Here is a 13,526-nt window from a genome sequence, read left to right on the forward strand (position 1 = left end):
AGCTCAGGGGGTGCGGTCGTGCTGGCTGGCGTCGGCGCTGAACACGCCGATCCCGTCGCGGTCCTCGTCCTCGGCGTACGCGTCGGCCTCGTCCGCCGCGATCGCGGCGGCGATGAGGTCGGGCGAGGCGGGGTGACCGGACCGGGCGTACCGCGCCTGCCACTCGATGAGCTGCTTCTGCTGGGCGTAGGGGGCGGGGTCGACAGCGGTGAACACCTTCGGGCCCTGCGCCGCCGCGAGCTGGTCGCGCAGGCGCTTCGCGTCGGCCTCGGCGGCGGCGACCCTGGCCTTCAGCTCGGCCAGCTCGTCGACGTGCTTCTGCCGCTCGACCCACTCGGTGGAGACCGAGTTGAAGGCGCTCACGTCGATGCGGCCACGCATGCCGCTGACGTCGTAGTGGGTCCTGTTGTTGCCCATCTTGCGCGGCTCGCCGTCGCGGTCAAACAGCATCTGCCCCATGGCGTCGACGGTGCGAACGGTCAGCTCGTCGTCCTCGCCGTTGCCCGGCTGCATGTACAGCGTCACGCTCGCGATCGGCAGGCCGGACCCGGCCAGCGCGGCGAGGTCGGTGGCGATGTTGGTCAGCTCGGCGGCGAGCACCGCCCATGGGTCGAGCGTGCGAGCCTCGTCGGCGATGTGCGCGTCCAGCGCCCGCATCGCCTGGGCGTGCGTGTCGAAGCCGCTGAAGGTGGTGCCGCACGCGCACTCGGCGTCGTTGTCGCCCTTGCCGCCGACGCTGCCGCCGACGTGCCGGTGCTCCTGGGTCTGGGTTACGGTGGTCATCTGGCTCCTGCCTCTCGTCGAGTGCTTGTTGGGAGCTGGTGAGCGGGTCGCGGACAGGCGGCCCGCTCTCTTACGTCTTGGGCTTGCGCCCGCCGAGCTGGTGGCCGGCCACGCCCTTCGGGACCGGCTGGTACGCCGGGTCGCCGCGGGGCGGGTTCCAGGCCGGGTCGCGCGGGTCGGTGAAGATCCGCCGCACCCGATCGGAGATCGGCCCGGACAACTTCCTCACCGGCCGGCCAGGCCGACGAGCACGGCGGCCTCCGGGAACCGGTACTGGCCGCCCGGGGTCTTGACCCACGGGAGCAGCCCGGCCGCCGCCCAGCGCGACACCGTCTTCGCCTCGACCCGGTACAGCGCGCCGACCTCGCCGGACGTGAGCAGGCGGCCGTGCGGGGTCGCCTCGGCGGCCATGCTCTTCAGGGCGCTCATCGGGATCACCGCTTCTTCCCGGCGGCCATGGCGATCAGCAGCGGCCAGAGCAGCACGGTCATCACCAGCGCCCCCGGCACGCCGCCGGGGATCCGGGAGACGTCGCGCTCCATGCCCGACATCACCTGCTCGACCTCGGCGCTGTCGTTGCGGTGCTGGATGCCCTTCGCGGTCGCCCAGAACATGACGGCGGCGATGACCGCGCCGATGGCGAGGTACCCGGTGATCAGCAGCCCGGCGGTCATGACGGCCACCGGAACTGCGGGCAGAAGTTGGCGTGCGCGTCGATCGGCCGCTGGCAGTCGCCGCACCGCTCGGCCGACGTGCCGTGCTCGGCCAGCCACGCGGTCGTGGCGTCCCGCTGCTCGAACAGGCGGGCGATCTCGGCGTTGATCCGGGCCAGCTGGCCCCGCATGAGGTCCGACAGCGCCACGCGCTGGTCCTCGGTGAAGTCGCTCATCGCGACCGCCGATCGAGCGACTCGTTCAGGGCGTAGGCGAACGCCCGGCGCGACGTGCCGATCGCGAACTCCGGCGGGCGAGGCGTCGCGGGAAGGGTGAAGTCAGCCGACCCCCGGCGACCGCCACGCAGTCCGCCGAGGGCGGCGCTGGTCGCTTCGCTCAACCGGCGCGGGTTACACCGGGGGTCGGGGCTTTGGACCGGGCCAGCCGCACGGGGGGACGACTGGCCCGGCGTCAGACCGGCACCCGCACCCTCGCCAGGGATGGCGGTCCCGGAAGGCGAGGGCTGGGACATGCGGGTGCCGGTGGATCGGTGCGGGTTCGCCGGCTTGAGCGGCGGAGCGCCCGAAGGGGGCCGCGACGCCGCCCTGCGCGGGGCGCTCGGCGGGGTCGACGGGGGCCGGGACGGGGGCTGGGCGTCCGGCGGCGGCTTCTGCGAGCCGGTCATGCCGCACCGGCCGAGGACGCAGCGGGCACGAACTGCTCGATGGGGACGCCCAGCCAGCGGGCGATCAACCCAAGCTCCTCGGCGCGGAAGGGCCGCTGGCCGGACAGCCGGAGCTGCACGGCGGACTGGGGAAGGTTCAGAATCTCGCCCAGGTCGCGCTGCGTCTTGCTCGCCTCGGCCAGCGCACCGCGCACCTTGCCCGCAATGGCGTCTCGCAACGCCGTTGCGGCGGGGGGTTCGTTGTTGGGCATGCCGCTACGGTGTCACGAATAGCGCAACGTCGTCAAGCTTGCTCGGCCAATGTTGTCCATTCGGCTTGACTTGATATCGATACGGTGTCAGCGTGGCGGTATGACACAGGCAGATGAGCGATCCGCGACGCTCAGCCAGATGGTCGCCGAAGAGATCCGCGCGCTCATGGGGCGCCGACGGATGAGCGGCCGCCAGCTCGCCACCCAGCTCGGCGTCTCACCCTCGTGGGTGTCCTACCGGCTCACGGGTACCCAGCCCATCGACATCAACGACATGCACCTGATCGCCGGCGCCCTCGGCGTCGGGGTGCACGACCTACTGCCGCCGCCGGAGGTCGCGGCCACTGCGCTTAACTGTCATTAAGGTGAGCTCATGACGGGTGCGGTGTTGTGGAGTCCTCCGGCTGACGTACGCGAAACGGCTCGCATCGGGCATTACCTTCGGTGGCTGCGGGACGACCCTGGGTTGGATTTTTCGGATTACGGCGACCTTTATGCGTGGTCGGTGTCGGATCTTCCGGGGTTCTGGCGGTCGATCTGGGACTACTTCGCGATCGTGGCGCATGACGAGCCGACGGACACGCTGGGCGATCAAAATATGCCGGGGGCGCGCTGGTTCCCGGGGGCGACGCTGAACTATGCCGAGCATGTTCTGCGGATGCCGGGGCTGGCTGATGACGATCCGGTCGTCTGGGCGTACTCGCAGACCCGGAGCGCGACCACCCTCACGGCCCGGCAGTTGCGCGAGGAGGTCCGGCGGGTCCGGGCGGGGCTGAAAGGTCTCGGCGTGGGCAAGGGTGACCGAGTTGCGGCTTATGCGCCGAACATCCCCGAGACCTACGTGTTGTTCCTGGCCACGGCCAGCCTCGGCGCGGTCTTCTCGTCGTGCGCCCCGGAGTTCGGCACCCGCAGCGTCACCGACCGCTGGCGGCAGATCGAGCCGAAGGTGCTGGTCGCGGTGGACGGCTACCGGTACGGCGACAAGGACATCGACCGGCGCGAGGAGGTGGCCGCGATCCGGGCCGCGCTGCCGTCGGTCGAACACCTGGTGACGATCGGCTACCTGCACGGCGGCGGCGATTTCGAGGAGCTGAAGAAAGACGAACCGATGGCGTACGAAGCGGTGCCCTTCGACAGCCCGCTCTACGTCCTCTACAGCTCCGGCACCACCGGCCTGCCCAAACCGATCGTCCACGGGCACGGCGGCATCCTGCTGGAACACCTCAAGATGTTGGCCCTGCATCACGACCTGGGCCCGGGGGACCGCTTCTTCTGGTTCACCACGACCGGCTGGATGATGTGGAACTTCCTGGTCAGCGCCCCGGCGGTGGGCGCGGCGATCGTGATGTTCGACGGCAATCCCGGGTACCCCGCGTTGACGAGCCTGTGGGAGCTGCCGGACGTCACCTATTTCGGGACGTCCGCGCCTTTTCTGATGGCCTGTCGCAAGGCGGGAATCGAGGTGCCGGCCAATCAGATCAAAGCCGTCGGCTCGACCGGGGCGCCGCTGCCGCCGGAGGGCTTCGACTGGGTGTACCAGCACGTCGGCAAGGATCTGCAGCTCCAGTCGCTGTCCGGCGGCACCGACGTGTGCACCGGCTTCGTCGGCGGGGTGCCGCTGCTGCCCGTGGTGTCGGGGGTGATCTCCTGCCGTGCGCTCGGGGCCAAGGTCGAGGCGTACGACCCGACCGGCAATCCGGTGATCGGCGAGCTGGGCGAGCTGGTGATCACCGCGCCGATGCCGAGCATGCCGGTCGGCTTCTGGGGCGACACGGACGGCAGCCGCTACCGCGAGGCGTACTTCGACGTCTTCCCGGGCGTCTGGCGGCACGGCGACTGGATCACGATCGGCGCGGACGGCAGCTGCGTGATCACCGGGCGTTCGGACGCGACGCTGAACCGGGGCGGCGTCCGGCTGGGCACGGCCGAGTTCTACTCGGTGGTGGAGAACATCGACGCGATCACCGACTCGGTCGTCGTGCACCTGGACGAGCGTGGCGACGAGCTGCTGCTCTTCGTGGTGCTCGCCGAGGGCCTCGAGCTGGACGACGAGCTGCGCGGCCGGATCCGGCGCGAGCTGCGTGCGGCGCTGTCACCGCGGCACGTCCCGGACGAGATCCATCAGGTACGCGCGGTGCCCCGCACCCTGTCCGCGAAGAAGCTGGAGGTCCCGGTCAAGCGGATCCTGACCGGGACGCCGGCGTCGTCGGCCGCCGCGGCGGGCGCGCTGGTGAACCCGGCGTCCCTTCAGGAGTTCGAGGAGTTCGCCCGGTCACGACAGCAGCAGTGAGCACTTCTCGGTGGTCATCCGGTGGTCGACGCCGATCGGGTCGAGGTTGACGCAGAGCACGACCGTGGCGCCCCGCTGGATCGGCGCGAACAGCCAGTCCAGCGGGTCGGGGTGGGCGAACGCGTCGACCAGCACCCGGTCGCCGGCCTTGAGGCCCAACTCCTCGGCCCGGGCGGTGGCCGCTTCGGCCAGGTCTTCGTGGCTCATCTCCATCGGACCGGCCAGCGCGGCGTCGTTGGCCAGGACCGGCTGAATCGGGCGGAAGTGGTCGCCGTGCGTCCGGACCTCAGTCGGATAGTCGACAAAACCCGGCGGCGGGGTGTGTAAACCGAGCGCGAACGGTAGCAACCCGGTGACGTAACGTTCCGACGTCGGCCAGGCCGACGCCCGCTCGGTCAGCTCCAGCGAGGTGAAAACCGCCTCCACGGGTTGTGGGTCGGACCCCAGGTCGACGGCCAGGCCGGCGGTGAACGCCCCCAGCGTGATCGCCGCAGCCTGCCAATGCGGTGGCAGCACCACGGCCACCGTGTCGCCCTGGCCCAGACCGACCCCGTCCACCAGCAGATTCGCGGTCTTCGAGACCCAGTTGTCGAGCGTCGCGCCGGAGAGCTCGACGCGCTCGCCGGAGTGGTCGTCGTAGTAGGTGATCAGCGGGGCCGTGGCATCGCGGCGGACGGCGTCGGCAAACGCGGCCAAGAAGGTGTCGGTCATCGACATTGACGATAGCGGTGTCACTCTCCGTCATCGCGTACCAACCCGTGGACAACGCTGTCATCCGAACGGCCATACCGTTGCCTCGACGCGCCACCGCCGTCATCCGGGTGATGCATTTCGGGCGTACTCTTGCGAGTGATTTGGCCGACAAATTTGGGAGTTGCCTCGTGACCGCCGGTCGCCCCCCACGAGTGCTCGTCGACGCCACCAGCGTCCCCGCCGATCGCGGAGGTGTCGGGAGATACGTCGACGGACTGCTCGGCGAGCTCGGCCGGCTCACCCCGGAGCGTCTTGATCTCGTCGTCATCGCCCAGCGGACGGATGCGGAGCGTTACAGCCGCATGCTCTCCGCAGCCGAGGTCATCGCCGGCCCCGCGGCGATCGCCCACCGCCCGGCCCGGCTGGCGTGGGAGCAGACCGGCCTCCCGCTGCTCGCCCAGCAGGTCGGCGCCAGGGTGATCCACTCGCCGTTCTACACGTGCCCGCTGCGCGCCGGCTGCCCGGTGACCGTCACCGTCCACGACGCGACGTTCTTCACCGAGCCCGAGCACTACGAGAACACCAAACGCACGTTCTTCCGCAGCGCGATCAAGACCTCGCTGCGCCGCGCCGCCCGGGTGATCGTGCCCAGCAAGGCCACCCGCGACGAGCTGATCCGGCTGCTCGACGCCGACCCGACCCGCATCGACGTGGCCTACCACGGCGTCGACCCGGCCGCCTTCCACGCGCCGAGCGGTGAGGAGAAGGCTCGCGTCCGGGCCCGGCTCGGCCTGAGCGACAGCGGCTACGTCGCGTTCCTCGGCGCCAAGGAGCCCCGCAAGAACGTGCCCAACCTGATCCGCGGCTGGGCCCGCGCGGTCGCCGACTGGCCCCGCCCGCCCGCGCTGGTGCTGGCCGGCGGGCAGGGTCACGACGACGACATCGACCGCGCGGTGGCCGAGGTGCCGTCCCACCTGCGGCTGCTCCGCCCCGGCTACCTGCGCTACGCCGACCTGCCCGGCTTCCTCGGCGGCGCCCTGGTGGCCTGCTACCCGTCCTTCGGCGAGGGCTTCGGTCTGCCCATCCTCGAGGCGATGGCCTGTGCCACCCCGGTGCTGACCACGCCCCGCCTGTCCCTGCCCGAGGTCGGCGGCGACGCGGTGGCGTACACCACGGAAGATCCTGATCGGATCGCCACCGACCTGGCCGACCTCCTGCAGGACGAGCCCCGCCGGACGACCCTGGCGAAGGCGGGCGCTGACCGTGCGAAGGAGTTCACCTGGGCCTCCAGTGCCGACGTGCACGTCAACACGTGGAACCGGGTGTCGGCCAGTCAGTCATGACCAACCATCATTACTATCGGTGCGCATGACCGACCAACGTGACGGCCTCTTCGCCGTGATCCCGGCTGGAGGCAGCGGGACCCGACTGTGGCCGCTGTCGCGCGCCGGTCACCCCAAGTTCCTCCACCCGCTCACCGGCACCGAAGCGTCACTGCTCCAGGCCACCGTGGACCGGCTGGCCCCGCTGGTCCCGCCGGCCGACATCTATGTGGTCACCGGGGTCTCGCACGCCGCGGCGGTGTCCCGGCAACTGACCACCGTGCCGGTGCAGAACATCCTGGTCGAGCCGTCACCACGCGACTCGTGTGCGGCGATCGCCCTGGCCGCCGCCGTCATCGCGCGACGTGACCCCTCGGCGATCATGGGTTCGTTCGCCGCCGACCATCTGATCGCCGACAACCCGAGCTTCATCGACGTCGTCCGGCAGGCGATGGTCGGCGCCCGGCAGGGCTTGCTGATGACGCTGGGCATCACGCCGACCCGCCCCGAGACCGGCTACGGCTACCTCCAATGCGGCGCCGTCGTCGACGACGGGCCCGTGCTCGGGGTCGAGGAGTTCAAGGAGAAGCCGTCGTACGAGGTCGCCGAGGCATACCTCAAGCAGGGCAATTATCTCTGGAACGCGGGCATGTTCGTCTGGCAGGTCGACGTCTTCCTGGCCGAACTGGCTCGCCAGCAGCCACAACTGCACGCCGGCATCAGCCGCATCGCCCAGGACTGGGAGACGCCACGCCGCGAGGAGGTCCTCGGCGAGGTCTGGCCCACGCTCCCACGCATCTCGGTCGACTACGCCGTGATGGAGGGCGCGGCCGCCGTCGGCCGGGTCGGCACCGTACCCGGCGACTTCGGCTGGAACGACGTCGGCGACTTCCACACCCTGGGCGAGGTGCTGGCCGCCGACACCAACGGCAACGTCGTGCTGGGCAAGGAGAGCCTGGCCAAGCCCGGCGTCCTCCTCCGCGAGACCCAGGGCCTGGTCGTGGTCCCGAACTCCGGCCGCCTGGTGGCCGCGCTCGGCGTCACCGACCTGATCATCGTGGACACGCCCGACGTGGTGCTGGTCTGCCCCCGCGACCGCGCCCAAGAGGTGAAACACATCGTCGACGAGCTCAAGGAACTGGGCGAACTCGGATACATCTAGATGTCGTAGCCGGGTGGGTGGTGCTGACCGTCGCTCCCGGCTCCCCGAGGCCGGGCGCGAGGCTCCAGGCCGCTGGCGCGGCCAGAACGGCGCCGCGCACCCTTCGTTCTGCGTGAGTGGTATCTGATCTGATGTGGTCATGAACGCGGTCGCACAGGTCTTCGCCCTCATCGCCGGTTTGCTCCACGTCGTCTTCTTCATGCTGGAAAGCGTCCTGTTCCGCCGGCCCTTCGTGCAGCGCGCCTTCCTGGTCCGCCCCGAGAACGCCGACGCGGTCCGGTCGTGGGCCTTCAACATGGGCTTCTACAACCTCTTCCTGGCCGCGGGCACCATCGCCGGCGTGATCCTCCTGCACACCGGCGACGAGCCCACCGGCCGGGCGCTGGCCCTCTTCGGGTGCGCCGCCATGTTCCTGGCCTCCATCGTCCTGTTCGTCTCCGACCCACGCCGGTCCCGCCTCCGAAGCGTCGCGCTGCAGGGCGCGGCCCCTCTGATCGTGATCCTGACAACGGTCCTCTGAAAGGCCTGGCGGCCGTGCGATCGGCGCGGAGGCCGTGGGATGGCGCGAGCCCGGCCGGATGGTTCCGGCCGGGCTCGCGGTTTCGTCTGTCGGATGCGCCCTGGGCGCCGTGGTCAGGAGCGGGGCGGGTCCTGGTTGGCGGGGCCGAAGCCGGGGCGGTCGTTGCCGACGATCTGAGTGCGGTCGTCGGAGGACGGGTCGGGGGCGGCCGGAGACTGCGGGGCCGGCGGGGATGACGTCGGCTGGCCGTAGGACCCCGGGGACTGGCCGGGGCGCGGGACCGCCTGGGTCGGCTCGGCGAAGGCCTGGCCGGGCGCCGGCGGCGGCGGCGGCGGGAAGGACGGCCCACCGCTGGACGGTGGCGGGAAGGACGGCCCACCACTGGCCGGCGGGTTGAAGGGCGACGGCGGGGCGCTGCTCGGCGGAGGGAAGGAGCCGGGAGCGCCGGACACGGGCGGGCCGCCATACGTGCCAGGGGCGGGAGGCCCGGAGGACGGCTGCCCCCACGCCGGAGGCTGGCCGTAACCAGCCGGCGGCTGGCCATGGGAGGGCGGCTGCTGGTTCCACGTCGGCTGGGGCTGACCGGGCTGGGGCTGGGTCGGCTGGCCGGGGTGGTAGGGGCCGGGCGCCTGGCCGTAGCCGGGCTGGCCGGGGTAGGTGCCGGGCACGCCGTAGGCCGGCTGGCCGTACATGCCGGGCTGGGGTTTGGGCTTGGCCACGTGGAAGAGGCCGCGCCAGACGTTGTACATGGCCCAGCCGGCCACGGCCAGCAGGCCCAGCCACGCGGCGCGGGCGAGCAGCTCCTGGAGGGCGCTCTGCACGCTGAAGCCGGCGATGTTGATCAGACCGACGAGGAAGCCGAAGATCACCCCGAAGAAGGCGGCCGCCGCGTACTCGGCCAGGGCGATGATCGTGATCAGCTGCGCCTTGGGGTGGCGGGGCTCGACGAGCAGCGCGAGCAGCACGGCGGCCAGCGGGAGGAAGATCGTGGCCAGGTTGATGAAGTCGTAGAAGCTGGCCTGTGTCCGGGTGGTGAACGTGTCGCCGTCGCCGAACGGGATGAGGTCGATGATCGACACGAAGATCAGGACGGCCGGCAACCCCACCAGGGCCCAGGCGGCGATGTCGCGCAGCGGCCGGAGCAGCTGGAGAACCGAGCGGGTCTCCGGTTGGCTGGTCACGGTGGGTCTCCTCGTTGAGTGATCGGTCCGACGGGTCGGCCTAGCGTAGTCGTAAGGGGCCAGGGAGGCCCGGTAACCACAGGTGCGCGAGGATGAACTCATGCGGATCACGGTCCTGACCGGCGGCATCGGCGGCGCGCGTTTCCTGGCCGGCGTACGGGCGTACGCGGGAGAAAACAAAGCCGACGTCACCGCCGTGGTCAACGTGGGTGACGACGTGCGCATGCACGGCCTGCAGATCTGCCCCGACCTGGACAGCGTCATGTACACGCTGGGCGGGGCGCACGACCCGGAGCGCGGCTGGGGCCGGGTCGGCGAGTCCTGGGCGGTCAAGGAGGAGCTGGCGGCCTACGGCGCCGAGCCGACCTGGTTCGGGCTGGGCGACAAGGACATCGGGACCCATCTGGTACGCACCCAGATGCTGACCGCCGGCTTCCCGCTGTCCCAGGTCACCGCCGCGCTCTGCGACCGCTGGCAGCCGGGCGTCACGCTGCTGCCGGCCACCGACGACCGGCTCGAGACCCATGTCGTGGTGGACGTGGAGGGCGAGCGCAAGGCGATCCACTTCCAGGAGTGGTGGGTGCGTTACCGCGGTGACGTGCCGACGCACCGGTTCGTCTTCGTGGGCGCCGACGCGGCCCAGCCGGCTCCGGGCGTCCTCGAGGCGATCGAGAAGGCCGACGTGGTGCTGCTGGCCCCGAGCAACCCGGTGGTGAGCATCGCGCCGATCCTGGCCGTGCCCGGCATCCGGGAGGCGGTGGCCGGCGGCCCGGCGCCGGTGGTCGGGGTGTCGCCGATCATCGGAGGCTCGCCGGTGCGCGGAATGGCCGACAAGTGCCTGGCCACGCTGGGGGTCGAGGTCACCGCGAGCGGCGTCGGCGCGCTCTACGGAGCCGATCTGCTCGACGGCTGGCTGGTCGATTCGACCGAGACGAATAAAGATGTGCCAGGTGTCACCACCCGCGCGGTGCCGTTGTGGATGACGGACGAGGAAGCCACGGCCAAGATGGTTGCGGAAGCAATCACCCTGGCCGACGTGAGGTGACCATGGAGGGCCTGGAGGTTCTGCCGGTCCGCGGGATCGGTGACGTGACCGCGGGCGACGACCTGGCCGAGCTGATCACCGCCGCCGCGCCGTGGCTGCGGGACGGCGACGTGCTGGTGGTGACCAGCAAGATCGTGTCGAAGGCGGAGGGCCGGCTGGTCGACGTCCCGGCCGACGGCCCCGAGCGTGAGGCGGCCCGGCAGGAGATCCTGGCCGGCGAGACCAGCCGGGTGGTGGCGCGGCGGGGGCCGACGGCGATCGTGCAGACCCACCACGGGTTTGTGATGGCCGCGGCCGGCATCGACGCCTCGAACGTCGACAAGACCCACCTGGTGCTGCTCCCGGCCGATCCGGACGCGTCGGCCCGGGCGTTGCGGGCGGCGCTGGCCGGGCGGGGGCTGCGGGTCGGTGTGATCGTCTCGGACACGATGGGCCGCGCCTGGCGGCTCGGGCTGACCGACGTCGCGCTGGGCGCCGCCGGGATCGCTCCGCTGCGCGACCACAAGGGCGAGATCGATCCGTACGGCAATGAGCTCCAGCTCACCGAGATGGCCGTGATCGACGAGCTGGCGGCGGCGGGCGAGCTGGTCAAGGGCAAGTGTGACGGGGTGCCGGTGGCGGTGGTGCGCGGCTACCCGGGCGCGGGCGAGGCCGAGACGCCGGGCGCGGTCACGCTGCTGCGCGACGCGGCGAGCGACATGTTCTCGCTGGGCACGGCCGAGGCCCGGGCCGAGGGCCTGCGCGCGGCGGCCACGCTGCCGGGCGGCGGGGCGGTGCGTATGAGTGCGCAGAGCCAGGACGGTCCGGTTGCGGCGCGACCTGGGGCGGCGGTGGAACGGGCGTTGGCCACGGTGGCGGAACTGGTCGAGGCGGAGGTCACGGCCAGGGGGATTCGGCTGACGCCGGCGGAGAGGTCGCCCGCCGGGTGGGTCGCGCTGGGGATCGACATCCATCGGGTACGCGCGGCGCTGGCCGCCGAGGGCGTGGCGTCGAGCGTGCGCACCGGCGAGGAGGGCGTGCTGATCGAGCCGCACGACGCCGGAAAGGTCGAGCCGCGCGACGCCGGATAGAGCCGGATAAGGGCCCCGCGCTGCCTCCTCGCGACCGATCCAGCACAATCGGTTCCCATGACCGATCATGAGCGTGATCACGACCTTGTCGTCTACGGCGCCACCGGGTTCGTGGGTGCGCTGGTCGCCGCGTATCTCGCCGATCACGGGCCGGACGGGGTGCGGATCGCCCTGGGCGGCCGGTCGCGGGAGAAGCTGGAGCAGCTCCGTGGCCGGCTGGGCGTCGACTGGCCGCTGATCGTGGCCGCGGCCGACGACGAGATCGCGATGGCCAAGCTGGCCGCCTCGGCCCAGGTGGTGGCGACGACCGTGGGCCCGTACCTCAAGCATGGCCGGACCCTGGTCCGGGCGTGCGCCGCGGCCGGCACCGACTATGTCGACCTGACCGGCGAGGTCGCCTTCCACCGGCAGAGCATCGACGACAACGAGGAGATGTCCCGGTCCACCGGCGCCCGCATCGTGCACTCGTGCGGCTTCGACTCGATCCCGTCCGACCTGGGCGTGCACGTGCTGCATCAGCTGGTGCGCGGTGACGACGCCGGGCAGCTGACCGACACCACGCTGGTCGTGACCAGCCTGCGGGGCGGGTTCAGCGGCGGCACCATCGACTCGATGCGGACCCAGGTGGATGTCCTGCGCGCCGATCGTGACCTGCGGCGGGTGGCGGCCAGCGCGTACTCGCTGAGTCCGGATCGCAAGGCCGAGCCGGAGCTGGGCCGGCAGGAGGACGCGGTCTCGATGCCGGGCCGGGCGGTCGACCGGTCGCTGAGCGGGCATGTGGGGCCGTTCATGATGGCGTCGTACAACAGCCGGGTGGTGCGGCGCAGCAACGCGTTGCGCGGCTGGGCGTACGGCCGCTCGTTCCGCTACCGCGAGGCGCAGAGCACCGGCACCTCGCCCGCCGCGCCGGTCATCGCGGCCGGCCTGAAGGTGGGGCTCGGTGCGCTGCTGGCCGGTCTGTCGCTGCCGCCGACCCGGTTCGTGCTCGACCGGGTGCTGCCCAAGCCGGGCTCCGGGCCGGACGAGAAGACCCGCCGCAACGGTCACTTCACGATGGACATCTTCACCACGACCACGACCGGCGCGCGCTACCGGTCCCGGTTCCGGGCCAAGGGCGATCCGGGGTACGCGGCCACCGCGGTCATGCTCGGCGAGTCGGCCCTGGCGCTGGTGCTGGACCGCGACAAGCTGCCCCCGTCCGACGGCGGCGTGCTCACCCCGGCCACGGCGCTGGGCGACGTGCTGGTCGACCGGCTGCGCGCGACCGGCGTCGAGATCTCGGCGAAGAAGCTGGCATGACCGCGCTGTACGAGGACGCCGTCCGGGTGTTGCGGAGCTGGGACCAGACGCCGGCCGGCCGGGAGACGCTCGACCTGCTGGCGGCCGGCCCGGTCGCGATGACCCGTCGGCACGCTCCCGGCCATGTCACGGCCAGCACGATGATCCTGGCGGATGGCGGAGCTTCAGCCGAGCACCGCCGCCTGCTGCTCTGCCTGCACGGCCGGCTGAACATGTGGATGCAGGTCGGCGGCCACTGCGAGCCGGGGGACGATTCGCTGGTGGCGGCGGCCGCCCGCGAGGCGCGCGAGGAGTCCGGCATCCCCGGCCTGGTGTTCGATCCGGTCCCGATCGACCTGGACATCCACCCGGTGCCGTGCCGGCCCACCGGGCAGACCCGTCATTTCGACGTACGCTTCCTCGCCATCGCCCCGCCCGGCGCGGTCGAGCGGATCAGCGACGAGTCGGCCGCCCTGGGCTGGTTCCACCCGGGCGCGCTGCCCAGCCCGCTGGCCGACGGCGTGACCGGGCAGATCGAGGCGGCGCTGACACGTGTCGCCCGTCACTCATGATCGCGACCGATACGACCTAGG

At 71.5% G+C, this 13,526-nt stretch carries 18 protein-coding genes; 9 read left to right on the forward strand and 9 right to left on the reverse strand.

What is annotated here, in order from left to right; translation table 11 throughout:
- Nucleotides 1-3: 3 nt before the first annotated feature.
- The 7 genes from AB0M54_RS24550 to AB0M54_RS24580 form a co-directional block, all read right to left on the reverse strand.
- On the reverse strand, nt 4-783 hold the full coding sequence (locus tag AB0M54_RS24550; protein WP_364473963.1) for a hypothetical protein: 780 nt from the start codon (nt 781-783) through the stop codon (nt 4-6).
- A 70-nt stretch (nt 784-853) separates the two neighbouring features.
- Nucleotides 854-1,012 (reverse strand): hypothetical protein, encoded by a 159-nt coding sequence (locus tag AB0M54_RS24555; protein WP_364473965.1) that lies wholly within the window; start codon nt 1,010-1,012, stop codon nt 854-856.
- Complete coding sequence (locus tag AB0M54_RS24560) at nt 1,009-1,194, reverse strand: helix-turn-helix domain-containing protein (RefSeq protein ID WP_364474091.1); 186 nt, start codon at nt 1,192-1,194, stop codon at nt 1,009-1,011. Before AB0M54_RS24560 ends, AB0M54_RS24555 begins: the two co-directional genes overlap by 4 nt.
- A 23-nt stretch (nt 1,195-1,217) precedes the next feature.
- A complete protein-coding gene (locus AB0M54_RS24565) occupies nt 1,218-1,457 on the reverse strand; it encodes a hypothetical protein (RefSeq protein ID WP_364473966.1) in 240 nt (79 codons plus the stop codon).
- Nucleotides 1,454-1,672 (reverse strand): hypothetical protein, encoded by a 219-nt coding sequence (locus AB0M54_RS24570; protein ID WP_364473967.1) that lies wholly within the window; start codon nt 1,670-1,672, stop codon nt 1,454-1,456. Before AB0M54_RS24570 ends, AB0M54_RS24565 begins: the two co-directional genes overlap by 4 nt.
- Nucleotides 1,669-1,836 carry a hypothetical protein gene (locus AB0M54_RS24575; RefSeq protein WP_364473969.1) on the reverse strand — a complete coding sequence of 56 codons (168 nt, stop codon included), beginning with the start codon at nt 1,834-1,836 and terminating at the stop codon, nt 1,669-1,671. Before AB0M54_RS24575 ends, AB0M54_RS24570 begins: the two co-directional genes overlap by 4 nt.
- 281 nt (nt 1,837-2,117) lie before the next feature.
- On the reverse strand, nt 2,118-2,372 hold the full coding sequence (locus AB0M54_RS24580) for a helix-turn-helix transcriptional regulator (protein ID WP_364473970.1): 255 nt from the start codon (nt 2,370-2,372) through the stop codon (nt 2,118-2,120).
- Nucleotides 2,373-2,472: 100 nt separating this feature from the next.
- Here AB0M54_RS24580 and AB0M54_RS24585 point away from each other — a divergent pair, with 100 nt between their 5' ends.
- Complete coding sequence (locus tag AB0M54_RS24585; protein WP_364473972.1) at nt 2,473-2,736, forward strand: helix-turn-helix transcriptional regulator; 264 nt, start codon at nt 2,473-2,475, stop codon at nt 2,734-2,736.
- Between the two features lie 9 nt (nt 2,737-2,745).
- Nucleotides 2,746-4,662 (forward strand): acetoacetate--CoA ligase, encoded by a 1,917-nt coding sequence (locus tag AB0M54_RS24590; RefSeq protein WP_364473974.1) that lies wholly within the window; start codon nt 2,746-2,748, stop codon nt 4,660-4,662.
- On the opposite strand, the gene AB0M54_RS24595 is transcribed toward AB0M54_RS24590, so the two are convergent.
- A complete protein-coding gene (locus tag AB0M54_RS24595; RefSeq protein ID WP_364318886.1) occupies nt 4,645-5,373 on the reverse strand; it encodes a TIGR03089 family protein in 729 nt (242 codons plus the stop codon). The genes AB0M54_RS24590 and AB0M54_RS24595 overlap by 18 nt on opposite strands.
- A 170-nt stretch (nt 5,374-5,543) precedes the next feature.
- Here AB0M54_RS24595 and AB0M54_RS24600 point away from each other — a divergent pair, with 170 nt between their 5' ends.
- From AB0M54_RS24600 to AB0M54_RS24610, 3 genes are all read left to right on the forward strand, one after another.
- A complete protein-coding gene (locus tag AB0M54_RS24600) occupies nt 5,544-6,698 on the forward strand; it encodes a glycosyltransferase family 1 protein (RefSeq protein WP_364318888.1) in 1,155 nt (384 codons plus the stop codon).
- A gap of 25 nt (nt 6,699-6,723) precedes the next feature.
- The gene (locus AB0M54_RS24605) at nt 6,724-7,839 is read left to right on the forward strand and encodes a mannose-1-phosphate guanylyltransferase (protein WP_364318889.1); all 1,116 of its coding nucleotides are present in this window, start codon (nt 6,724-6,726) and stop codon (nt 7,837-7,839) included.
- 139 nt (nt 7,840-7,978) lie between these two features.
- On the forward strand, nt 7,979-8,359 hold the full coding sequence (locus AB0M54_RS24610) for a DUF1304 domain-containing protein (RefSeq protein WP_364318891.1): 381 nt from the start codon (nt 7,979-7,981) through the stop codon (nt 8,357-8,359).
- 113 nt (nt 8,360-8,472) lie between these two features.
- Here AB0M54_RS24610 and AB0M54_RS24615 read toward each other — a convergent pair whose 3' ends face one another.
- Nucleotides 8,473-9,540 (reverse strand): hypothetical protein, encoded by a 1,068-nt coding sequence (locus AB0M54_RS24615; protein WP_364473976.1) that lies wholly within the window; start codon nt 9,538-9,540, stop codon nt 8,473-8,475.
- Between the two features lie 100 nt (nt 9,541-9,640).
- Here AB0M54_RS24615 and cofD point away from each other — a divergent pair, with 100 nt between their 5' ends.
- The 4 genes from cofD to AB0M54_RS24635 are packed head-to-tail and all read left to right on the forward strand — an operon-like array spanning nt 9,641 to nt 13,505.
- Nucleotides 9,641-10,585, forward strand: a complete 945-nt coding sequence (cofD, locus tag AB0M54_RS24620) for a 2-phospho-L-lactate transferase (RefSeq protein WP_364318894.1) — start codon at nt 9,641-9,643, stop codon at nt 10,583-10,585.
- A gap of 2 nt (nt 10,586-10,587) precedes the next feature.
- Complete coding sequence (locus tag AB0M54_RS24625; protein WP_364473978.1) at nt 10,588-11,655, forward strand: coenzyme F420-0:L-glutamate ligase; 1,068 nt, start codon at nt 10,588-10,590, stop codon at nt 11,653-11,655.
- Nucleotides 11,656-11,712: 57 nt separating this feature from the next.
- On the forward strand, nt 11,713-12,954 hold the full coding sequence (locus tag AB0M54_RS24630) for a saccharopine dehydrogenase NADP-binding domain-containing protein (RefSeq protein ID WP_364473979.1): 1,242 nt from the start codon (nt 11,713-11,715) through the stop codon (nt 12,952-12,954).
- A complete protein-coding gene (locus AB0M54_RS24635; RefSeq protein ID WP_364473981.1) occupies nt 12,951-13,505 on the forward strand; it encodes an NUDIX domain-containing protein in 555 nt (184 codons plus the stop codon). The genes AB0M54_RS24630 and AB0M54_RS24635 overlap by 4 nt, the downstream gene beginning before the upstream one ends.
- Nucleotides 13,506-13,526 lie beyond the last annotated feature (21 nt).

This window comes from Actinoplanes sp. NPDC051470 (genome assembly GCF_040682035.1).
Classification (GTDB): domain Bacteria; phylum Actinomycetota; class Actinomycetes; order Mycobacteriales; family Micromonosporaceae; genus Actinoplanes.